The organism is Nocardia sichangensis (assembly GCF_047200615.1).
In the GTDB taxonomy this organism is placed as follows: domain Bacteria; phylum Actinomycetota; class Actinomycetes; order Mycobacteriales; family Mycobacteriaceae; genus Nocardia; species Nocardia sichangensis.
On sequence record NZ_JBJZOK010000002.1, the window covers coordinates 38,418 to 58,397 of the forward strand.

19 protein-coding genes and 2 tRNA genes are annotated in these 19,980 nt (G+C 68.3%); 13 read left to right on the forward strand and 8 right to left on the reverse strand.

The annotated features are described in order from the left end of the window. Positions 1–71: 71 nt before the first annotated feature. Positions 72–1,253: an MFS transporter gene (locus ACL03I_RS02615; RefSeq protein ID WP_355069791.1), complete on the reverse strand. Its 1,182-nt coding sequence runs from the start codon at positions 1,251–1,253 to the stop codon at positions 72–74. A gap of 205 nt (positions 1,254–1,458) precedes the next feature. On the opposite strand from ACL03I_RS02615, the gene ACL03I_RS02620 reads away from it, so the two are divergent. The 4 genes from ACL03I_RS02620 (at position 1,459) to ACL03I_RS02635 (ending at position 4,142) form a co-directional block, all read left to right on the forward strand. Then, positions 1,459–2,232 carry a fumarylacetoacetate hydrolase family protein gene (locus tag ACL03I_RS02620; protein WP_355069792.1) on the forward strand — a complete coding sequence of 258 codons (774 nt, stop codon included), beginning with the start codon at positions 1,459–1,461 and terminating at the stop codon, positions 2,230–2,232. A 13-nt stretch (positions 2,233–2,245) separates the two neighbouring features. Further along, positions 2,246–3,736 carry a glutamate--tRNA ligase gene (gene gltX, locus ACL03I_RS02625; protein WP_355069794.1) on the forward strand — a complete coding sequence of 497 codons (1,491 nt, stop codon included), beginning with the start codon at positions 2,246–2,248 and terminating at the stop codon, positions 3,734–3,736. A gap of 115 nt (positions 3,737–3,851) precedes the next feature. After that, positions 3,852–3,923: transfer RNA gene (locus tag ACL03I_RS02630), tRNA-Gln, on the forward strand. Between the two features lie 146 nt (positions 3,924–4,069). After that, positions 4,070–4,142: transfer RNA gene (locus ACL03I_RS02635), tRNA-Glu, on the forward strand. 910 nt (positions 4,143–5,052) lie between these two features. Here the strand turns inward: ACL03I_RS02635 and ACL03I_RS02640 are convergent. From ACL03I_RS02640 to ACL03I_RS02650, 3 genes are all read right to left on the reverse strand, one after another. Then, entirely contained in the window at positions 5,053–5,232 is a 180-nt protein-coding gene (locus ACL03I_RS02640) for a DUF5302 domain-containing protein (protein ID WP_355069796.1), read from the reverse strand. 151 nt (positions 5,233–5,383) lie between these two features. Further along, positions 5,384–5,884 carry a PPOX class F420-dependent oxidoreductase gene (locus ACL03I_RS02645; RefSeq protein ID WP_356961235.1) on the reverse strand — a complete coding sequence of 167 codons (501 nt, stop codon included), beginning with the start codon at positions 5,882–5,884 and terminating at the stop codon, positions 5,384–5,386. 33 nt (positions 5,885–5,917) lie between these two features. Next, positions 5,918–6,619 carry an IclR family transcriptional regulator gene (locus ACL03I_RS02650; RefSeq protein ID WP_355069799.1) on the reverse strand — a complete coding sequence of 234 codons (702 nt, stop codon included), beginning with the start codon at positions 6,617–6,619 and terminating at the stop codon, positions 5,918–5,920. 154 nt (positions 6,620–6,773) lie between these two features. Here ACL03I_RS02650 and leuC point away from each other — a divergent pair, with 154 nt between their 5' ends. The 3 genes from leuC to ACL03I_RS02665 all read left to right on the forward strand — a co-directional run bounded on the left by leuC (position 6,774) and on the right by ACL03I_RS02665 (position 9,653). Continuing rightward, positions 6,774–8,195 carry a 3-isopropylmalate dehydratase large subunit gene (gene leuC / locus ACL03I_RS02655; protein ID WP_355069800.1) on the forward strand — a complete coding sequence of 474 codons (1,422 nt, stop codon included), beginning with the start codon at positions 6,774–6,776 and terminating at the stop codon, positions 8,193–8,195. A 39-nt stretch (positions 8,196–8,234) separates the two neighbouring features. Continuing rightward, positions 8,235–8,843 (forward strand): 3-isopropylmalate dehydratase small subunit, encoded by a 609-nt coding sequence (leuD, locus tag ACL03I_RS02660; RefSeq protein ID WP_355069801.1) that lies wholly within the window; start codon positions 8,235–8,237, stop codon positions 8,841–8,843. A 156-nt stretch (positions 8,844–8,999) separates the two neighbouring features. Beyond that, complete coding sequence (locus ACL03I_RS02665; RefSeq protein ID WP_039799597.1) at positions 9,000–9,653, forward strand: HU family DNA-binding protein; 654 nt, start codon at positions 9,000–9,002, stop codon at positions 9,651–9,653. Between the two features lie 183 nt (positions 9,654–9,836). On the opposite strand, the gene ACL03I_RS02670 is transcribed toward ACL03I_RS02665, so the two are convergent. The 3 genes from ACL03I_RS02670 to cofC all read right to left on the reverse strand — a co-directional run bounded on the left by ACL03I_RS02670 (position 9,837) and on the right by cofC (position 13,725). Then, a complete protein-coding gene (locus ACL03I_RS02670) occupies positions 9,837–10,802 on the reverse strand; it encodes an NUDIX hydrolase (protein WP_412805078.1) in 966 nt (321 codons plus the stop codon). Continuing rightward, positions 10,799–12,970, reverse strand: a complete 2,172-nt coding sequence (locus ACL03I_RS02675; protein WP_355069805.1) for an RNA degradosome polyphosphate kinase — start codon at positions 12,968–12,970, stop codon at positions 10,799–10,801. Before ACL03I_RS02675 ends, ACL03I_RS02670 begins: the two co-directional genes overlap by 4 nt. Before the next feature lie 71 nt (positions 12,971–13,041). After that, positions 13,042–13,725 carry a 2-phospho-L-lactate guanylyltransferase gene (gene cofC, locus ACL03I_RS02680; protein WP_355069806.1) on the reverse strand — a complete coding sequence of 228 codons (684 nt, stop codon included), beginning with the start codon at positions 13,723–13,725 and terminating at the stop codon, positions 13,042–13,044. A gap of 31 nt (positions 13,726–13,756) precedes the next feature. Between cofC and ACL03I_RS02685 the strand changes: the two genes are divergently transcribed. Continuing rightward, positions 13,757–14,752 (forward strand): NAD(P)H-dependent glycerol-3-phosphate dehydrogenase, encoded by a 996-nt coding sequence (locus ACL03I_RS02685; protein ID WP_355069808.1) that lies wholly within the window; start codon positions 13,757–13,759, stop codon positions 14,750–14,752. A 76-nt stretch (positions 14,753–14,828) separates the two neighbouring features. Further along, entirely contained in the window at positions 14,829–15,932 is a 1,104-nt protein-coding gene (locus ACL03I_RS02690; protein ID WP_355069809.1) for a D-alanine--D-alanine ligase family protein, read from the forward strand. 52 nt (positions 15,933–15,984) lie between these two features. Here the strand turns inward: ACL03I_RS02690 and ACL03I_RS02695 are convergent, their stop codons facing one another. Further along, entirely contained in the window at positions 15,985–16,752 is a 768-nt protein-coding gene (locus ACL03I_RS02695) for a DUF3515 domain-containing protein (protein WP_355069811.1), read from the reverse strand. A 152-nt stretch (positions 16,753–16,904) separates the two neighbouring features. Here ACL03I_RS02695 and thiL point away from each other — a divergent pair, with 152 nt between their 5' ends. From thiL to ACL03I_RS02715, 4 genes are read left to right on the forward strand one after another with little or no spacing between them, the layout of a single operon-like run. Next, the gene (gene thiL / locus ACL03I_RS02700) at positions 16,905–18,071 is read left to right on the forward strand and encodes a thiamine-phosphate kinase (protein ID WP_412805079.1); all 1,167 of its coding nucleotides are present in this window, start codon (positions 16,905–16,907) and stop codon (positions 18,069–18,071) included. A gap of 11 nt (positions 18,072–18,082) precedes the next feature. Further along, positions 18,083–18,766 carry a uracil-DNA glycosylase gene (locus ACL03I_RS02705; RefSeq protein WP_355070973.1) on the forward strand — a complete coding sequence of 228 codons (684 nt, stop codon included), beginning with the start codon at positions 18,083–18,085 and terminating at the stop codon, positions 18,764–18,766. Positions 18,767–18,816: 50 nt separating this feature from the next. Continuing rightward, positions 18,817–19,056 carry a hypothetical protein gene (locus tag ACL03I_RS02710; RefSeq protein WP_355069814.1) on the forward strand — a complete coding sequence of 80 codons (240 nt, stop codon included), beginning with the start codon at positions 18,817–18,819 and terminating at the stop codon, positions 19,054–19,056. A 59-nt stretch (positions 19,057–19,115) separates the two neighbouring features. After that, positions 19,116–19,979 carry an alpha/beta fold hydrolase gene (locus tag ACL03I_RS02715; protein ID WP_355069816.1) on the forward strand — a complete coding sequence of 288 codons (864 nt, stop codon included), beginning with the start codon at positions 19,116–19,118 and terminating at the stop codon, positions 19,977–19,979. Position 19,980: the final 1 nt, after the last annotated feature.

Genomic DNA, 19,980 nt, shown 5'->3' on the forward strand with positions numbered 1-19,980 from the left:
ATCGTCCGGGGCGATCTGCATGCGGAGTGCGGCCCTGTGCCGCGGACCCGGCAATCCTTCGACGCGTGAACCTAGGCGGGGTCGCGGGGAACCAGCGGGACCGCCGCGACGGCCGAGACCGCGGCCAGGAGGAAGGCGGCCGGGAAGCCGCTCGCGGTGATCAGGGCGCCGAACACGGGCGGAACCGCGGCCATCGCGAGGTTCTGCCCAGTGTTCTGGATGCCGAGGCCCCGGCCGCTCCAGTACGGGCCCGCGATCTCGGCGACCGCGGTGAAGGCCAAGCCGTTGTCGGAGACGGTGATCACGGACGCGGCGATCAACAGCGGAATGGCGGCCCACCACCAGTGGGTCGACGCGGTCAGCGCCAGCGCGGTCATCGACAGCACGGCGGCGACGGCCACCGTGCGCAGCGGGCCCATCCGGCTGCCGACCCGATCCGACCACGCGCCCGCACCGATGCGGCCAAGCGCGCCGAGGATCTGTGTGACGGTGACCAGCGCACCCGCCGCGGCCAACGACCAGCCGACATCCCGGTGCAACCACAGCAGCGCGAACGTCCACACGGTGCCCTGCGGGACGACGAGCAGAACCGAGACCAGATGGATGCGCCACAGCATGGCGTTGTCGCGATAGGGATTGGCGCGCAACGCCGGATCGGCGGCGGCGCGATCGGGACGCGGTGGGTCCACGATGCCGGCCAGACAACCCATGGCCGCGACACCCGCCATGAGTGCGGGAACGAGAATGGCCGCGGGTACACCGTGGGCGGAGGCGACGGCCGGAATCGCCAGCGCGCCGACACCGACGCCCAGCGGCTGCGCGGTCTGCCGGATGCCCATCGCCAGCCCGCGCCGCTGCGGCGGGAACCAGCCGACGATCACCCGGCCGCTCGCGCCGTTCGTGCTGGCCGCCCCGACGCCCCCGAGAAACAGCAGCGCGCCGAGGGCGATGTCGTTCGTCGTCGCCGCGGCGGCGCAGCCCGCCGCCAGCATCAGCAGCGGACCACCGACCAGCACCTTGCGTTCGCCGATTCGGTCCACCAGATAACCCCACGCGATCAGGGTGCACACCAGCCCGACGGTGGGCATGGCCACCAGCAGGCCCGCCGTCGCCAGCGGCAAGCCACGGTCGGTCAGCGCGGGCAGCAGGAACGGGACGCCGTGGATGAAGACCGCGCTGGAGGCCTGGGCGAACACGCCGAGACCGAGCATGGACCAGCGTCGAACCTCGTCGATCTGCGTAACGGTCGCCATCGGCCTCACCTCGACATCTCATTATTTGGGATACAATTCCCATTGTGTGAACTTCGCTGCTCACGGTACACCCGGCGGCGGTTCGATTCGACGGTTGCGGCTGTCGGGCTGCTCACAGCGCGCGCCGCCGTCGGATCCGGGCGGATTCCGTACCACCCGGTCGGGCGCGTTCGAGCAGGTGACGGTGGGTCGATAGACTCCGGGCATGCGTCTAGGTCGAGTTGCCAGTCCCGATGGAGTCGCTTTCGTCAGCATCGAAGGCGACGGAAGCGACAGCGTGGCCAAGGAGATCGCGGAACACCCGTTCGGCACACCGACGTTCACCGGCCGCAGCTGGCCGCTGGCCGACGTGCGGCTGCTCGCGCCGATCCTGGCCAGCAAGGTGGTCTGCATCGGCAAGAACTACGCCGCCCACGCTGCGGAGATGGGTGGTCCCGCGCCCGCCGACCCGGTGATCTTCCTCAAGCCGAATACCGCGATCGTGGGGCCGAACGCCCCGATCATCCTGCCGCCCAGTTCATCTCAGGTCGACTACGAAGGGGAGCTGGCGATCGTCATCGGCCGCCCCTGCAAGGACGTGCCCGCCGCCCGCGCGCTGGACGTGGTGCTGGGTTACACCGCCGCCAACGATGTGACCGCTCGCGACCAGCAGCGCCACGACGGCCAGTGGACCAGGGGCAAGGGCTACGACACGTTCTGCCCGCTCGGTCCGTGGATCGAAACCTCCCTGGACCCTTCGGATCTGGAGGTCGTCACCGAGCTCGACGGTGAAGTGCGTCAGCGCAGCCGCACTTCGCTTCTGCTGCACGACATTCCGAAGCTCATCGAGTGGATCACCACCGTGATGACACTGCTGCCCGGTGACGTCATCCTCACCGGCACCCCGGAGGGCGTCGGCCCGATGCGGGAGGGCCAGCAGGTGTCGGTGACCGTCGAGGGCATCGGAACCCTCACCAATCCCGTTGCCGCCAAACGCTGATCGAAAGAGAGCCATGACTGAAGTACGGGTCCGATTCTGCCCGTCACCGACCGGGACGCCGCACGTCGGCCTGATCCGGACGGCGCTGTTCAACTGGGCCTACGCCCGCCACCACGGTGGCGCATTCGTCTTTCGAATCGAAGACACCGATGCCGCACGGGATTCCGAGGAATCCTACCGGGCGATTATCGACGCGCTGCGCTGGCTCGGCCTCACCTGGGACGAGGGGCCGGAGGTCGGCGGGCCTTACGCGCCATATCGCCAGTCGCAACGAAAAGAACTGCACCAGGACGTTGTTCGGCGTTTGCTGGAGGCCGGTGAGGCTTACGAATCGTTCTCCACGCCGGAGGAAGTCGAGGCCCGTCATCGCGCCGCGGGACGCGATCCGAAGCTCGGTTACGACAACTACGATCGCGACCTGACGCCGGAGCGGATCGAGGCGTACCGGGCCGAGGGGCGCCCCGCCGTCGTCCGGCTGCGGATGCCAGAAGAAGACCTGTCCTGGAACGATCTGGTGCGCGGGGAGACCACCTTCAAGGCCGGCAGCGTCCCGGACTTCGCGCTCACCCGCGGTAACGGCCAGCCGCTGTACACGCTGGTCAACCCCGTCGACGATGCGCTGATGCGGATCACCCACGTACTGCGCGGCGAGGACCTGCTCTCCTCCACTCCCCGCCAGCTCGCGCTGTACGCCGCGCTGCGCCGGATCGGGGTCGCCGATTTCACTCCCGAGTTCGGCCATCTGCCGTTCGTGATGGGTCAGGGCAACAAGAAGTTGTCCAAGCGTGATCCGGAGTCGAATCTGTTCGCCCATCGCGACCGCGGGTTCATCCCCGAGGGTTTGCTGAATTATCTCGCGCTACTCGGCTGGGGCCTGTCCGAGGACCGCGACGTGTTCTCCATGGCGGAGATGGTCGAGGCCTTCGACATTTCGAAAGTGAATTCGAATCCGGCCCGATTCGACCAGAAGAAGGCGGACGCGCTCAACGCCGAGCACATCCGATTGCTGGCTCCGGGTGATTTTGCCCACCGGCTGCGGGAGTATCTCACCGGACACGGCCATATCGGCGCCGAAATCGATGAAAAAGTGTTCGCCGCGGCGGCGGAACTCGTGCAGACCAGGATTGTCGTCTTGTCCGACGCTTGGGACCTTCTGCGTTTCCTGTTCGCACCAGCGGAGGAGTTCGCGATCGACCCGGCCGCGGGGGCCAAGAATCTCGGTCCCGACGCGGCTCAGGTATTGCAGGCGGCTATTACCGCCGTGGAGCCGTTGACCGAGTGGACCACCGAAGCGATCGAAGCGGCACTGAAAAAGGCGCTGATCGATGATCTCGGGCTGAAACCGCGCAAAGCCTTCGCTCCGGTGCGGGTCGCGATCACCGGATCGCATATCAGCCCGCCGCTGTACGAATCCCTGGAACTGCTCGGCCGCGACCTCACCTTGGACCGGCTGCGCGCGGCGCTGGACTGGAAGGAGACCGCCCAGACCGGCTCCGAAGGCTGAAAATATGGCTTTGACCAGGCGATTTGTAGTTAACCCGTAGCCGTTTGGTACTCTTCTTCTCGGCCCGGAACACGGTCTCGAGTCACCCAGACGCGAGGCTGAACGACCTGGTCATTGGGGTATGGTGTAATTGGCAACACAGCTGATTCTGGTTCAGCCATTCTAGGTTCGAGTCCTGGTACCCCAGCGGAGTGTGTTGTAAGACTTCGGTTCGCGGCCGAAATCCCTCAGCACCTGGCGATTTGGTCGCCGGGCCTCGGCCAGATAAACTAGCCGAGCCTCCTGATCGAAAGATCAACCACGGCGCTCCTCGCGACAGTGAGAAGCAGTCCTGGCCCCGTCGTCTAGCGGCCTAGGACGCCGCCCTCTCAAGGCGGTAGCGCGGGTTCGAATCCCGTCGGGGCTACACGAATGGAAGGCCCATGCTCATGGAGCATGGGCCTTTCTCGTTTCGCAGTGTCTTGTGATGGTGCAACCCCCACGCCCCGCCTGGAGGGCTTCGCCCCCGGACACTCGGCGAGGGCTTCGCCCCGCCTGGATGGTCGTGGTCCGGTGGTGTGGTCAGTGGCGGATCCGGGCCTAGGCGGGCGGCGGATCTCTTCGGAAGCTCGGCCTGTCGTTGGTGGTACCTCGCCTGAACTACTGACTGTGCCGTATCTCACTCTCGGCCGATGGTTCGCGCTGGACCCCGTGGGCGCTGTCCGGCTCCGTATGAAGGGGCCATGATCCAGGTGTTCGGCGGGTACCAGCTCTGGTCCCGTCCCACCGTGGGAACGCCGCCGAGTCATCGAAGGCAGAGCGGCATCCCATGCGACGTGCTCGTGTGGACCGATTCGCATGCTGCGGCAGTCGGCCCGAGTCTCGATCCGCAATGACCTGGATCGCACGGCAGAGAGCGTCGGAGCCGCCTGTGCGGACGGTCAGGATCGCCCACCGGCAGGATCGGGCTGCGCGGCGGTGGCGCCGAATTGCCCGTGCCGGGTCTTCCGGGTGCGGGACTGTTCGAGCCGTCCCGGTGAGTCCGGCAGTCCAGCCGAGCCGTTCGCGGGAGAGGGGGCAAATGAGCGGCCCGGCTGCGCCGGTGGCAGCGGACGGACGCAAATCGGCCGCCGGGCCGTGCCGGTGGCAGCGGACGGACGCAAATCGGCCGCCGGGCCGCGCCGGTCGCGGGGGACGGACGCAAATCGGCCGCCGGGCCGCGCCGGTCGCAGGGGACGGACGCAAATCGGTCGCCGGGCCGCGCCGGTCGCAGGGGAGAGCGGCAAAAGAAAGGCCCTCCAGCGATCTTGCTGGAGGGCTTTCGCCGACTGTGCGGACTATCCGCTCTTGCGCCGGAATTCCCGCTTGTGGCCGACCGCGGAGTGCGCCGAGGACGCCTTCGACCGTCCGTCGAGGTGGTCGGCCGCGCGGGCGTTCTGCTGGTTCTTGCGCTCCAGTGCTTCCCGGAACTTGCGCTTCACCTCGTCGGCGCCGTTGGACTTACCCGAATCCGCCATCGCTGCTCCTCGTCGTCGCGGCCGCGCGCCGCGTCCTCGCGGGCGGCGGTGCCCGGCCGATTGCTGTCGAACACCCGACGCTAGCCCGTGCGAGGCGGTTGTGTCAGTTGGATTTCGCGCGCGTCGCGCGGCCCGATCGCGTTCGGGCCGGTCAGTCGAGTGCCTGCGCGGTACTGCCGCCCAGCGGCATCGCCGGAAGGCCGAGCTTGCGATGATCCCAGCTGCGCGTGCGCTCCGGCACGACGCGCACGGCGACCCGCTTGTTCAGCATGGCTTCGACCATCGGGCGCAATTCCTCGTTGTAGGGGCCGGTGTAGCGCTCCCATACGCTCACGCCGACGGCGAAGAGTTTCTCGGCGTCATCGATGATCTCGGCGCGGCCCTCGATCGAGACGCCCCGGAGTTGGTCGTAGGTGTCGCCCGCCTCGACCATGCAGGTGACCCGAGGATCGCGGCGCAGGTTCACCGCCTTCTGCGATTTGGCCTTGGTCTCGAACCAGATCTCGCCGTCGATGAGCGCGTACCACATCGCGGTCAGGTGCGGCGTGCCCTTCGGTCCGATGGTCGCCAGCGTCGCGATCCGGCTGCGCTGCAGGAACTCGGTGATCTCGGTGTCGGACATCACGATCTGTGCCCGTTGATTGACTCCCATGGGGCAACTCTAGAGAGTCCGGACTGAAACAGGTTACAGGCGCTTGTGCAGCGCCTCGGCCGCCGCGACCAGATCCGCCGCCCACCGCGCGCCCGGCCTGCGGCCCATCCGATCGATCGGTCCCGACACCGACACGGCCGCGACCACGGCGCCGCCCGCGTCGCGCACCGGCGCGGAGACGCTGGCCACGCCTGCCGCACGCTCGGCCGCGCTCTGCGCCCACCCGCGCTTGCGCACCTCGGCCAGCGCGCGTTCGCCGAACACCGCGTCGGCCAGGATGGTGCGCTGTAGTTCCGGGTCGGCCCACGCCAGCAGTACTTTGGCCGCCGACCCCGCGGTGAGCGGCAGCCGCGCCCCGATCGGCACGGTGTCGCGCAGTCCCACGGGAGGTTCCAGCGCCGCGACGCAGACGCGGGCGTTGCCGTCGCGGCAGTACAGCTGGACGCTCTCGCCGGTGATCTCGCGCAGCCGGGGGAGGATGGCCGACGCGGCCTCGAGCAGTGGATCGTTCGCGCTGGTCGCGAGCTCGGCGAGGGCCGGCCCCGGCCGCCAGGTGCCGTTGCTGTCGCGCGCGAGCAGGCGATGCACTTCCAAGCCGACGGCGAGACGGTGTGCGGTGGCGCGGGGTAGACCGGTGCGCGCGCACAGCTCGTTGAGACCCGAGGGATGCTCGGCTACGGCGTACAGGACCGCCACTGCTTTGTCGAGGACGCCGATGCCGCTATGCTGTCTCATAGAACGATACTAGCGTCTCGGATGTTGAGAAACCACCTCCACGGATCCTTCCTCTCAGCGTTCGGACCAGGCGCAGCTATCCCAACTTGTGCAACCGTCGCCGCGTCGGAGTCCAGATCGCGGAACGGCTGCTTCGTCCGAAAGGTGATCGACAATGGCCGAACCGCGCACGCTGGCCGAGAAGGTATGGGACCAGCACGTCGTCGCTCGCGGGGAGGGCGAGGGTGCCTCGCGCGAACCGGACCTGATCTACATCGACCTGCATCTCGTCCACGAGGTGACCAGCCCGCAGGCCTTCGACGGACTGCGCGCGGCGGGCAGGCCGGTGCGACGGCCCGATCTCACGATCGCGACCGAGGACCACAACGTTCCGACGATCGATATCGACAAGCCGATCGCCGACCCGATTTCGCGTACCCAGGTGGAGACGCTGCGGCGCAACTGCGCGGAATTCGGTGTGCGGCTGCACCCGATGGGCGACCTGGACCAGGGCATCGTGCACGTGGTCGGGCCGCAGCTGGGCCTGACCCAGCCGGGCACGACCGTGGTCTGCGGCGACAGCCACACCTCGACGCACGGCGCGTTCGGGGCGCTGGCGATGGGCATCGGCACCTCCGAGGTGGAGCATGTGCTTGCCACTCAGACCCTCTCGCTGCGCCCGTTCAAGACGATGGCGATCACGGTGGACGGCGTCATGCCGCCCGGCGTGACGAGCAAGGACCTGATCCTGGCCGTCATCGCGAAGATCGGCACCGGCGGCGGACAGGGCTACGTCCTGGAGTACCGCGGCGAGGCCATCCGGGCCATGTCGATGGAGGCCCGAATGACGATCTGCAACATGTCCATCGAAGCGGGCGCTCGGGCAGGCATGATCGCGCCGGACGAGACCACCTACGAATTCCTCAAAGGACGGCCGCACGCGCCGCAGGGAGCCGATTGGGACGCCGCGGTGGCCGCCTGGGAGGCGCTGAAGACCGACGAGGGCGCTGTTTTCGACGCCGAGGTGCACATCGACGCCTCCGAGCTGACTCCGTTCGTCACCTGGGGCACCAACCCGGGTCAAGGCGCCCCGCTGGGCGAGGCGGTGCCCGACCCCGCCGCCATCGCCGACGAGGTGGCTCGCGAGTCCGCGGAGAAAGCTCTGCGTTACATGGACTTGGAGCCGGGTACTCCGCTTCGACAAGTGCCGATCGACACCGTATTCGTCGGCTCGTGCACCAACGGACGCATTGAAGATTTGCGTGCGGTGGCCGGGATTTTGAAGGGACGTCATGTCGCCGACGGCGTGCGAATGCTGGTTGTACCGGGCTCGATGCGGGTTCGCGCACAGGCGGAAAAAGAAGGACTCGGGGAGATTTTCACTGCGGCGGGCGCCGAATGGCGGCAAGCCGGCTGCTCAATGTGCCTGGGAATGAATCCGGACCAGCTCGAGCCGGGCCAGCGTTGCGCGTCCACCTCGAACCGCAACTTCGAGGGCAGGCAGGGCAAAGGCGGCCGTACGCACCTCGTTTCTCCCCTCGTAGCGGCCGCGACGGCGGTCCGTGGAACTCTGTCATCGCCTGCGGATCTGGACTGACCGGCCCCGATTCCCTCAATCAAACCCAGGAGATTCGTTATGGAAGCCTTCACTGTGCACAAGGGCATCGGGGTGCCGCTGCGCCGCTCCAATGTCGATACCGATCAGATCATCCCGGCGGTCTACCTCAAGCGGGTGACGCGGACCGGATTCGAGGACGGGTTGTTCGCCGCATGGCGCACCGATCCCGACTTCATTCTGAACATCGCGCCTTACAACAGGGGTAGTGTCTTGGTGGCGGGTCCGGATTTCGGTACGGGATCGTCGCGTGAGCACGCCGTTTGGGCGCTGTCGGACTACGGCTTTCGGGTGGTCATCTCATCCCGGTTCGCCGACATCTTCCGCGGCAATGCGGGCAAGGGCGGTCTGGTCGCCGCTCAGATGTCACAGAACGATGTCGAAATGCTCTGGAAGTTGCTCGAGGAACAGCCCGGCTTGGAATTGGTTGTGGACCTCGAGGCGCGCACGGTGACGGCCGGAACCGTCGTGTTGCCGTTCGAAATTGATGACTACACCAGGTGGCGTCTGCTGGAAGGATTGGATGACATCGGCCTGACGCTGCGCCGGGAGGACGCGATCGCCCGGTTCGAAAAGGCAAGGCCAACATGGAAACCCACTACCCTGCCTGCACATATTTCGCAGACGTAATCACCCCCGCCGGTTAGCTGGACACCCGGAGTTGCGGTAGCTGGACGTGTGCTAAACCACATGAATTTTGGCGTGGCACATAGACTCTTGCCCAAAGTGGGTTTACCGTGGTACCTAGTCGGTCCGACGACGGGCCATTAGTCTGCGGAGGATTCAATGAACAAGGCGGAACTGATCGACGTTCTGACCGAAAAGTTGGGTACGGACAGGCGCACGGCCACCGCGGCAGTCGAGCATGTGGTCGACACCATCGTGCGCGCGGTGCACAAGGGTCAGAGCGTCACTATCACCGGATTCGGTGTGTTCGAACAGCGTAAGCGTGCGGCTCGCGTCGCGCGGAACCCGCGTACCGGCGAAACCGTGAAGGTCAAGCCCACTTCGGTGCCCGCGTTCCGTCCCGGCGCTCAGTTCAAGGCGGTGATCGCGGGTAAGCAGAAACTGGCCGCGACCGGGCCCGCCGTCAAGCGCGGGGTGAATGCGCCGGTGTCGGCGAAGAAGGCGGCGGCGAAGAAGACGGCGGCCAAGAAGACCGCCGCCAAGAAGTCGACGCCGACCAAGGCGCCCGCCAAGACGACGGCCCGCAAGGCCGCCGCCAAGGCTCCGGCGAAGACCACCGCGCGCAAGACGACCGCTACGAAGACCGCTGCGAAGAAGGCGCCCGCGAAGAAGACCGCGGTCGCGAAGAAGGCTCCGGCCAAGAAGACGGCCACCAAGGCCACGGCGGCCAAGAAGACCACCACCGCTGCCGCCAAGAAGACCACCGCGAAGAAGACCGCGGCCAAGAAGGCCTCGACTCGCGGAACCCGCTGATCTCGAGCCACCGCCGGATCGGCGCTGAATGCGTGGCCCCACGACTGGGCCCATTCGCCTCAACGTCGAGACGGCCCCGGGAGACACCCGGGGCCGTTTTCGGCTGTCCGCCTACCGAGACCTCACGGCCGTGGCCGCCACTCGGCGCCCGCCGACCCGCGCGGTGACGCGGGAGCTGCCGGTCTAATCCGACCGCACCACGTAGGCTGACAGCGATCGATCCAGATGGTCGGCGGCCACCAAGCGATGGCCGACGAACGACAGCACCCACACACTGCCCTTGCGATTGCGCGCCGACGGCAGCGCGACTCCATCGCGTTCGGCCAGCCATCCCAGCAGATCGGGGATCACCTTGCCCTGACTGCAGACGACACGAATGGCTTTGTCCGACACCAGGGCTCGAAAACGTTCCCGGGCGTCGTCCGGGTTTTCGGCGTACCCGGTCTCGGAAAGTAATGGCTCCTCGATGATTTCGACACCGAGTTTCTCCGCCAACGGCGTCACGGACTGCACGCAACGCAGTGGTGGAGCCGAATAGACCTCAGATGCGCCGAACGCCAAGAGGTTCGGCGTGAGCGCCTGTGCCTGCGCCTCGCCCTCGCGGTCGAGTGGACGCTGCTCGTCGGGACCGTTGAAGCGGTCCCTGCGGCCTGCTTTGGCATGCCGCACCAACAGCAGAGTGTCGGTGCGCGCGGGCAGCCGGGTGAAGGCGCGCACCACCTGCCGGTCCATCGGATACGACAGCTGGTCCATCACCCGATCCAGCGGATGCCAGCTGAGCACGTCCACCTCGGAGTTGACGGTGAACTCCCCGCCCACCTGTTCGGCGGCCCAATAGTCGACCCGCTTCAGCTTGCGGTGGCCGGGGATCGGGTAGGTCACGTGGCCGAGGTAGCGGCCGAGCCTGCTCTCCAGCCCGGTTTCCTCCCGTACTTCGCGGACCGCGGCCAGCACCGGGGTCTCGCCCGGGTCGAGTTTGCCCTTCGGCAGCGACCAGTCCTCGTACTTGGGGCGGTGGACGATCGCGATCTCGATCGCACCCGAGGACGACTCGCGCCACAGCACCGCTCCGGCGGCGTGGATATTGGCGGTGACGCGGGGATCCCAGAACGGGCCCCCCTCTTGTTCGAACCCCGTTTTGGCGTTCACTGCTGATCTGGCCTCCGCAGCCGCATCAAGAACTCCTGATGGTCTCTGATCTTGTCCCCGTCGCCGGACACGCCCGGCGACGCCTGCCACGTGCCGTCCGGTTGCAGCACCCAGCAGCGCGTGGTCGGCGACAGAGCCGAGTCGAAGACCCCGCCGAGTTGTTCGGTCAACCGCGGATCCTTCACCTGCGCCATCACCTCGACCCGGCGATCGAGGTTGCGGTGCATCATGTCGGCGCTACCGATCCAGTACTCGTCCTGCGCCTGGAAGTGCAGGATGCGGGAATGCTCCAGGAACCGGCCGAGGATCGAGCGGACCTCGACGTTCTCGCTCATCCCGGGCACACCGGGGCGCAGGCCGCAGATGCCGCGCACCACGATCTGTACCGGCACGCCCGCCTGGGAGGCCCGGTACAGCGCGTCGATGACCTCCTCGTCGACGATGGCGTTGGCCTTCAGCCGGATTCGGGCGTCCTTACCCTCACCCGCCAGATCGGTCTCGCGCTGGATGCGCTCGATGATGCCGGAGCGCACGCTGTGCGGGGCGACGAGCAGATTGCGGTAGTTCTCTTTCCGCGAGTAACCGGTCAGCGAATTGAACAGGTCGGTCAGGTCGGCGCCGATTTCGGGTGCGGCGGTGAGCAATCCGACGTCCTCGTAGAGGCGCGCGGTCTTCGGGTTGTAGTTGCCGGTGCCGATGTGGCAGTAGCGCCGGATGGTGGCGCCCTCGCGGCGCACCACCAGGCAGGTCTTGCAGTGGGTCTTCAGGCCGATGAGGCCGTACACCACGTGCACGCCGGCCTGTTCCAGCGCGCGGGCCCATTTGATGTTGGCCTGCTCGTCGAAGCGCGCCTTGATCTCGACCAGGGCGACCACCTGCTTGCCCGCCTCGGCGGCGTCGATGAGCGCGTTGACGATCGGGGAGTCACCGGAGGTGCGGTACAGCGTCTGCTTGATGGCGAGCACCTGCGGGTCGGCGGCGGCCTGTTCGATGAACCGCTGCACGCTGGTGGAGAACGAGTCGTACGGATGGTGCACCAGCACGTCACCCTCGCGCAGCGCGGCGAAGACGTTGCGCGGCGTCTCGCGCTCGCCGAACGCGGGCGGGGTCGCGGGAACGTACGGAGTGTCCTTCAGATTCGGCCGGTCGACGCCGTACACCTGCCAGAGGCAGGACAGGTCGAGCAGGCCGGGCACCTGGATGACGTCGTCGGGGTCGACGTCCAACTCGCGGAGGAGCAGATCGAGCATGTGCTCGGTCATGTCGTCGGACACCTCTAGTCGCACCGGCGAACCGAACCGCCGCCGGGCCAGTTCCCGCTCCAGCGCCTGGAGCAGGTCCTCGTCGCGATCCTCGTCGACTTCGAAGTCCGCGTTGCGGGTGATCCGGAACGAGTGGTGCTCGACCACCTCCATGCCGGGGAACAACAGGTCCAAGTGCGCGGCGATGAGCGCTTCCATCGGCAGGAAAGCCGCGATCGGGGAGCCGGAGTCGGTGCGGCGCACACGGACGAACCGGTCGACGTTGTCGGGGACCTTGACGCGGGCGAAGTGCTCGCCGCCGGTCGCGGAATCCTTTACCGTCACCGCGAGGTTGAGACTCAGCCCGCTGATGTAGGGGAAGGGGTGCGCCGGATCGACCGCGAGCGGGGTGAGGACCGGGAAGACCTGATCCTGGAAGTAACCCGAAAGGCGACTGCGTTCGTCCTCGTCCAGATCGCTCCAGTCGATGATCGCGATGCCCTCGGCGGTCAACGCGGGCAGCACGCTGTCGAGGAAGACGCGGGCATGCCGCACCGCGATCTCCTGGGTGCGCGCGGCGATCAGTTCCAACTGCTCGCCGGGGGAGCGGCCGTCAGCCGAGCGCACCAGCAGGCCGGTCTCGGCGCGGCGTTTCAGCCCGGCCACCCGCACCATGTAGAACTCGTCGAGATTGGACGCGAAGATCGCCAGGAACTTCGCACGCTCCAGCAACGGCAGCGACTCGTCCTCGGCGAGGGCGAGCACGCGGGCGTTGAAGTCCAGCCAGCTCAATTCGCGATTGAGGTAGCGATCGCGTGGCAACCGCGCCGCCGACGAGTCGGCGGACAAGGGTGTCGCCGCTGGGGGTGGCGTGGGAAGCAACGGCTGCTGCTTGACGGTTTCCGTATCGCTCACGTCACCGATCATCCCCTACCGGAGAGGTCGTGTGCATCCCGCGACCGTGATCGTCATGTGTCTCACGCCACCACGGCGACCGGCTAGCACACGTGTGGAACGTGTTCGTGAACGCCGCCCGGCCAGCCGATGTCGTGCAGGACAGCACGCGTCGCGTTTCCGGCCCCGAGTGCCACCGCGCGGTCCAGATCGGCGGGAGTGTCGACGTCCAAGCGCAGGCCCGGCCAGTCCCCGGTGAGATCGACGGCGCCCGCGTCGATATGGCTGCGTGCCGACCCGGGACCGAAACGGGGATCGAGCGCGGCGACCGGGTCGCGAACCACGAGCGCGGCGGTGCCGCTGCCCTCGTGATCGATCACGATCGAGCGCAACCCGCGCGGGGCGGCGGCGAGCATGTCCGACAGTTCTTCCGGGCGCAGCGCGGGCAGATCCGCCTGCAAAGCGAGCAGATCGATCGGGCCGTGCGCGCCGCGCAACGCGGCGGCGGTGGCGGCGAGCGCGGTGTTCAGCCCGTCGGCGTGCCGCTGACGCGGTTCCGGATGGACTTCCGCGCCCAACGTGCGGGCCAGGTCCGCGACGGCGGGGTCGGGCGTGACCACGGTGACCGATACGACCTCGCCGACCGCCGCGGTGGCGGTCACGGTGTCGGCGAGCATGGCCAACACCAACCGGGCCCGGTGCTCCGGGCGCAGCCGGTCGGCCAGTCGGCTCTTGGCCTGATCGAGGCTCTTGACCGCGATCACGGCATGCACGGCGTGCGGGCGCATGCGAGCAATCCTTCCATGGCATATTGGGCTGATGACGAGGGCGGCAGTGCTGGGCGCGGGATCGTGGGGCACCGCGTTCGCGAAGGTGTTGGCGGACGCGGGAACCGAGGTCACGATCTGGGCCCGGCGGCCCGAGGTCGCCGCGACGCTGGCCTCCGAACATCGCAATCCCGATTACCTGTCGGATATTCCGCTGCCGCCGGTCGCGGCCACCCACGACCCGGCGGTGGCGCTGGATGGAGCGGACATCGTCGTGCTGGCGGTGCCGTCGCAGTCGCTGCGGGCCAACCTCGCGGAGTGGAAGGGGTTGATCCCCGGCGACGCCACGCTGCTGAGTCTGGCGAAAGGCATCGAGACCAGGACGCTGCTGCGGATGAGCCAGGTGATCGAGGAGGTCACCGGGGCCGATCCGAGCCGGATCGCGGTGCTTTCCGGACCGAACCTGGCGCGCGAGATCGCGGTGGGCCAGCCTGCCGCGACCGTGGTCGCCTGCTCGGACAACGATCGCGCGGTGGCGGTGCAGCACGCCTGCGCGACCGGATACTTCCGTCCCTACACCAACACCGACGTGGTCGGCTGCGAGATCGGCGGCGCTTGCAAGAACGTCATCGCGCTCGCCTGCGGCATCGCGTCGGGAATGGGACTCGGCGACAACTCGATCGCCAGCCTGATCACCCGCGGTCTCGCCGAGATCATCCGGCTCGGGGTGGCCCTCGGCGCGGAGCCGGTGACGCTCGCGGGTCTGGCCGGCGTCGGAGACCTGGTCGCCACCTGTACCTCCCCGTTGTCGCGCAACCGGTCGTTCGGGCACGTGCTCGGCGCGGGCGGATCCATGGACGCCGCCCAGTCGGCCACTCATGGCCAGGTCGCCGAGGGTGTGAAGTCCTGCACATCGGTGCGCGCGCTGGCCGAGCGGCACGGCGTCGAGATGCCGCTGACCACCGCGGTGCATCAGGTCTGTCACGAAGGGCTCTCCGTGCGCGAAGCCGTCGGCAACCTGCTCGGGCGGCGGATGAAGCCCGAGTGAGCCCGCTCCGCCCCGGCGGGAGTGTCCGGGACGGTCAGCGGTGGGAGTGCGCATCGAAACGGGTACGGTTCGGGGCATGACGAACCGGATCAGGGTGGCTGTGGTGTTCGGCGGGCGCAGTAACGAGCACGCCGTGTCCTGCGTATCGGCCGGTAGCGTGCTTCGCCACCTGGATCAGGAGAAGTACGAGGTCGTGCCGATCGGCATCACCACGGAAGGCCGCTGGGTGCTCGGCGGTTCGGAGGTGGCCGCGCTCGGCATCCACGATCGCGCACTGCCGTCGGTGGACGCCACCGGCACGGCATTGACCCTGGCCGCGGACCCCAGCCGCCCCGGGGCGCTGATCGCGCTCGACGATCCCGGCGCGGCGCTCGGCTCGGTCGATGTGGTGTTCCCGATCCTGCACGGACCGTTCGGCGAGGACGGCACCCTGCAAGGGATGCTGGAACTCGCCGGAATTCCCTACGTCGGCCCCGGCGTGCTGGCCAGCGCCGCGGGCATGGACAAGGAGTTCACCAAGAAACTGCTCGCGGCGGAGGGGCTGCCGATCGGCACGCAGGTGGTGTTGCGGCCCGGCACCGCGACGGTCACCGAGGAAGACCGGCTGCGCCTGGGTCTGCCCGTGTTCGTCAAACCGGCCCGTGGCGGCTCATCGATCGGCATCACCCGGGTCACCGACTGGAACGAGCTGGACGCGGCCATCGCCGTGGCGCGCGCGCATGATCCGAAGGTGATCGTCGAAGCGGGCATTGTCGGGCGTGAGGTGGAGTGCGGGGTCCTGGAATACCCGGACGGCCGGGTCGCGGCGAGCGTGGTGGCGGAGATCCGGATGCCGGAGACCGGCGTCACCGTCGACGGACCCGCGTTCTACGACTTCGACACGAAGTACCTCGACGACGTCTGCGAATTCGACGTTCCCGCGAAACTGGACGACGAGGTGTCCGACCGGATCCGGGAATTGGCCGTGCGTGCCTTCCAGGCTCTCGACTGCCAGGGACTGGCGCGGGTCGATTTCTTCGTCACCGAGCAGGGGCCGGTCATCAACGAGATCAACACGATGCCGGGATTCACCGCCATCTCCATGTATCCGCGCATGTGGGAGGCCACCGGCATCGACTATGCCGCACTCGTCTCCACGCTCATCGAGACCGCGCTCGTTCGCGGCACCGGGTTGCGTTAGGGCCTGCCGTCGTCGGGTGCGCCCCAGGTGATCGGCGCGCGACTACTCGGAGTCAGTTGGGCAGCGGTCCCGGGTCGATCGGCTGGGCCGGGAGGTTGGCGGTGATGGTGTCGGAGACTTCTTGCAGCGGTGTCGGACCGGAGCCGTCAGGGACGGTGAGGGCGACGTAGGTCCCACGGTCGACGGCGAACCACGTGCTCGCCTTGGCGGCCTGGTCGCGGACCTCGAACCACTGCACGCCGTTCACGATCTGCAGCGGCGAGGCGCGATTGAATTCCAACGGGCGATCCAGCCCGCAGCGCAGCACGATGGCGTCGCCGCCGTCGGCGCGCTGCCATGCGCGTGTGGCGGGCGGAGCGGGCTCGACCAGCGTCGATTTCGTGAAATCACCCAGCTCCGCGGGTAAGGCGGGCAGCAGGGCGGCGCACGCCGGGCCCTCCGCAGCCGGAGCCGGGACAGGGCCGAGCACCAGCGGTTCGCGCTCGACGGGCGCGCGGTGCGCGAGTACGGCGGCGACGAGCACCGCGACGACCAGCACGACCGGAAGCGCCACGGCGGTCGCGATGAGCGCGGGCGGGTACTGGTGTGCCGGGGACGACGCGGGGCGGCTGTCCGGCTCACCGGTATCGGTATCCGCTTTCGCGCTGTCCTCGCTCTTCGACAAGGAAGGAGTGGTCCGCGCGTCCGAATCGGCGGCTTGTGGGCGATCGGACGCATTGTCCGTCGCCGCCGGTTCCTTCGGGGCGCTCCCGGGATCCGTGGCATCGGTGCGTTCGTGCTCGGGCTCCGCCGAATCACGGTCCGACGAATCCGCCGCCATGCTCACCGATCCTTTCCGCTACGCGCGTCGTCGCTGCCGCGCCGCAGGGCCGTTGGTACTCGAGTGCCCCCGAAAGGGTACCGTCGGGCTCATTCCAGCAAGCAGCGCGCCGGAGAGGATCGGTCATCAGCGCCAGCAGTGCCCCGAGGACAGTGCGTGAACTGGGCGAGTTCGCGCTGATCGAGCGCATCAACGCGGGTCGCGTCCAGGCGCCGGGTGTGCTGCTCGGCCCCGGTGACGACGCGGCGCTGGTCGCGGCGCCGGACGGCCGTTTCGTGGTGACCACCGACATGCTCGTGCAGGACCGGCACTTCCGGCTGGACTGGTCCAGCCCCGAGGACGTCGGCCGCAAGGCGATCGCGCAGAACGCCGCCGACGTGGTCGCCATGGGGGCGACGCCGACCGCGTTCGTCGTCGCGCTCGGCTGCCCGGCCGAGACCCCGCTCGAGGTGATCGACGGACTCGCGGACGGCATGTGGGCCGAGGCCGCCAGGGCGGGCGCGTCCATCGCGGGCGGCGATCTGGTCCGCAGCCGCGAACTGGTCGTCTCCGTCACCGCCTTCGGTGATCCGGGCCGCGGCGCGCCGGTCACCCGAGCGGGTGCCCGCGTGGGCGATGTCGTCGCGGTAGCGGGCCGCCTCGGCTGGTCGGCCGCGGGACTGGCCGCCTTCACCGCCGGAGCGACCGGACCGGAGTTCGTGGAAGCGCTTGCCGCGCATCGCGTTCCGCAGCCGCCGTACGCGCTCGTATTGAGCGCGCTGCGGCGCGGGCGACGCGGAGGATCGAATCCGTCTGAGGTGCAGCCCGTCTCGTCCCGAACCGAAACCACATCCGAGGTAACTGCCGGAGATCCCGCGACCGCACGCCTCGATTCGGGAGCGCCCGGCTCCCTCGGGACCTCGGCTACCGAGTCGTCCGCACCGGTCACGCTCGACGAGGACTTCGGAACCGAAGCGTCCGACGTCGGCCCGCACGCGCTGACCGACGTGTCCGACGGACTGCTCGCGGATCTGGGGCACATCGCGTCGGCCTCGGGCGTGGCCATCGATCTGGATTCGGCCGCCCTGCGCGACCCTGCGCTGGAACCGATCGCCGCCCGGCTGGATGCCGATGCGGCGCAATGGATCCTGACCGGCGGGGAGGACCATGCCTTCGCGGGCACCTGGGCGCCGGACGGTGCGCTTCCCCCTGGATGGGTCGCGGTCGGGCGGGTTCTGGCCGGTCGCGGGCTCACCGTCGACGGTGTGGCGCAGACCGGCGACGTCGGGTGGGAATCGTTCCGTGGGGCGGACTCGTCATGCGACGGCCGGTCACGCTAAGTTGTGCGGTCATGGGCGCGAAACCACTGTCGGAAATCATGGATCCGGGATGGGCGAAGGCACTCGAGCCGGTGGCGGATCGGATTACCGCCATGGGCGATTTCCTTCGTGCCGAGAACGCGGAAGGCCGTGGCTATCTACCGTCCGGTGACAACGTGCTGCGGGCCTTCCAGCGTCCGTTCGACGCGGTGCGCGTGCTGGTCGTCGGCCAGGATCCGTATCCGACGCCCGGTCACCCGATGGGGCTGAGTTTCTCCGTGGCGCCGGATGTTTCGCCGATCCCGCGCAGCCTGGCCAATATCTTCGCCGAATACAGCAAGGATCTCGGTCACCCGACGCCGTCCTGTGGCGATCTGAGCCCGTGGTCGGACCAGGGTGTGCTGATGTTGAACCGAGTGCTCACCGTGTCGCCCGGCAAGCCTGCCTCGCACCGCGGCAAGGGGTGGGAGGCGGTCACCGAGCAGGCGATCCGCGCCTTGGTCGCCAGGGACGAGCCGTTGGTCGCGATCCTGTGGGGCCGCGACGCGGCGACGCTGAAGCCGTTGCTGACCGAGTCCGAGGTGCCCTACATCGAGTCCGCGCATCCGTCGCCGCTGTCGGCGTCCCGCGGGTTCTTCGGTTCCCGCCCCTTCTCGCGAGTGAACGAACTGCTCGACGAACTGGGGGCCGAACCGGTTGACTGGCGCCTGCCCTGAGTTGGGCGTCTGTGTGTGATCGACCGAGTTAACGAGTGAGGAGCTGTTCCATGCACAACAACACCGTCCGGGGCGCGCTGCGCGGTACCACCGCGACCCTGGCCTTCTGCGCCGCTCTGAGCAGTGGCGCCGCCGTCGCGAGCGCGGCTCCGCTGCGGCTCGAGCCGGCCACGGAGACCACCACGGCCCCGGTCGCCGAGGAATACACCTCCAGCGGTTCCTCCACCATCTCCGCGTCGTTCAATGCCAAGATCGCGTGCCTGTTCTTCGCGGGCAACCTCGCCTGCTGAACGCTCGAAACGCCGGGTTCGCGCCAGCGCGTCCCGGCGTTTGTGCGATCCTACGGATCGTGAGTAATGCGAACTATCTTCTCGAACCGTCCCGGCTCCGGCTGCGCGGTTCGGGCGGAATCGAGCTGGCCGCCGATCAGTTCGGCCCGGTCGACGGCCCGCTCGTCGTCTTCCTGCACGGTGGCGGGCAAACCCGCCATTCGTGGAAGAAGACCGGAGCCCGGCTCGGCGCGTCGGGAATGCGGGTGGTCACGGTGGACGCCCGCGGCCACGGCGACAGCGAGTGGGCGCCGGATCGTGACTATCGGCGCCAGACCATGGTGGACGACCTGCTGCTCGTGCTCGAACAGCTGGGCGAGCCCGCGGTGGTCGTCGGGGCCAGCATGGGGGGAATCACCGGTCTGCTCGCCACCGCGCGGCCCGGCGGGGATGCGATCAGCGCCTTGGTGCTCGTCGACATCGTGACCAGGCCCGAGCCGGAAGGCGTCGCCCGGGTGATCGACTTCCTGGGCAAGCATCGCGACGGCTTCGACAGCCTCGAACAGGCCGCCGACGCGGTCGCCGAATACCTGCCGCACCGCCCGCGGCCGAAGAGCCCCGAAGGACTGCTGCGCAATCTGCGTGAGCGCGACGGCCGCTGGTACTGGCACTGGGATCCGGACATGCTCAGTGATCGGGTCGAGGACCCGTCCGCGATGATCGAGCCGATGGAGGACGCGGCGCGGGCGCTGCGCATCCCGGTGCTGCTGGTGCGCGGCATGCGCTCGGACGTGGTCAGCGCCGAAGGAGCCGAAGCGTTCCAGCGGCTGGTGCCGCACGCCCAGCTGGTCGAGATCGGCGGCGCGGCGCACACCGCGGCCGGTGACGACAACGACTCGTTCACCGACGCGGTGGCGAAATTCGTGCTCTCCACCCGGGAGTGAT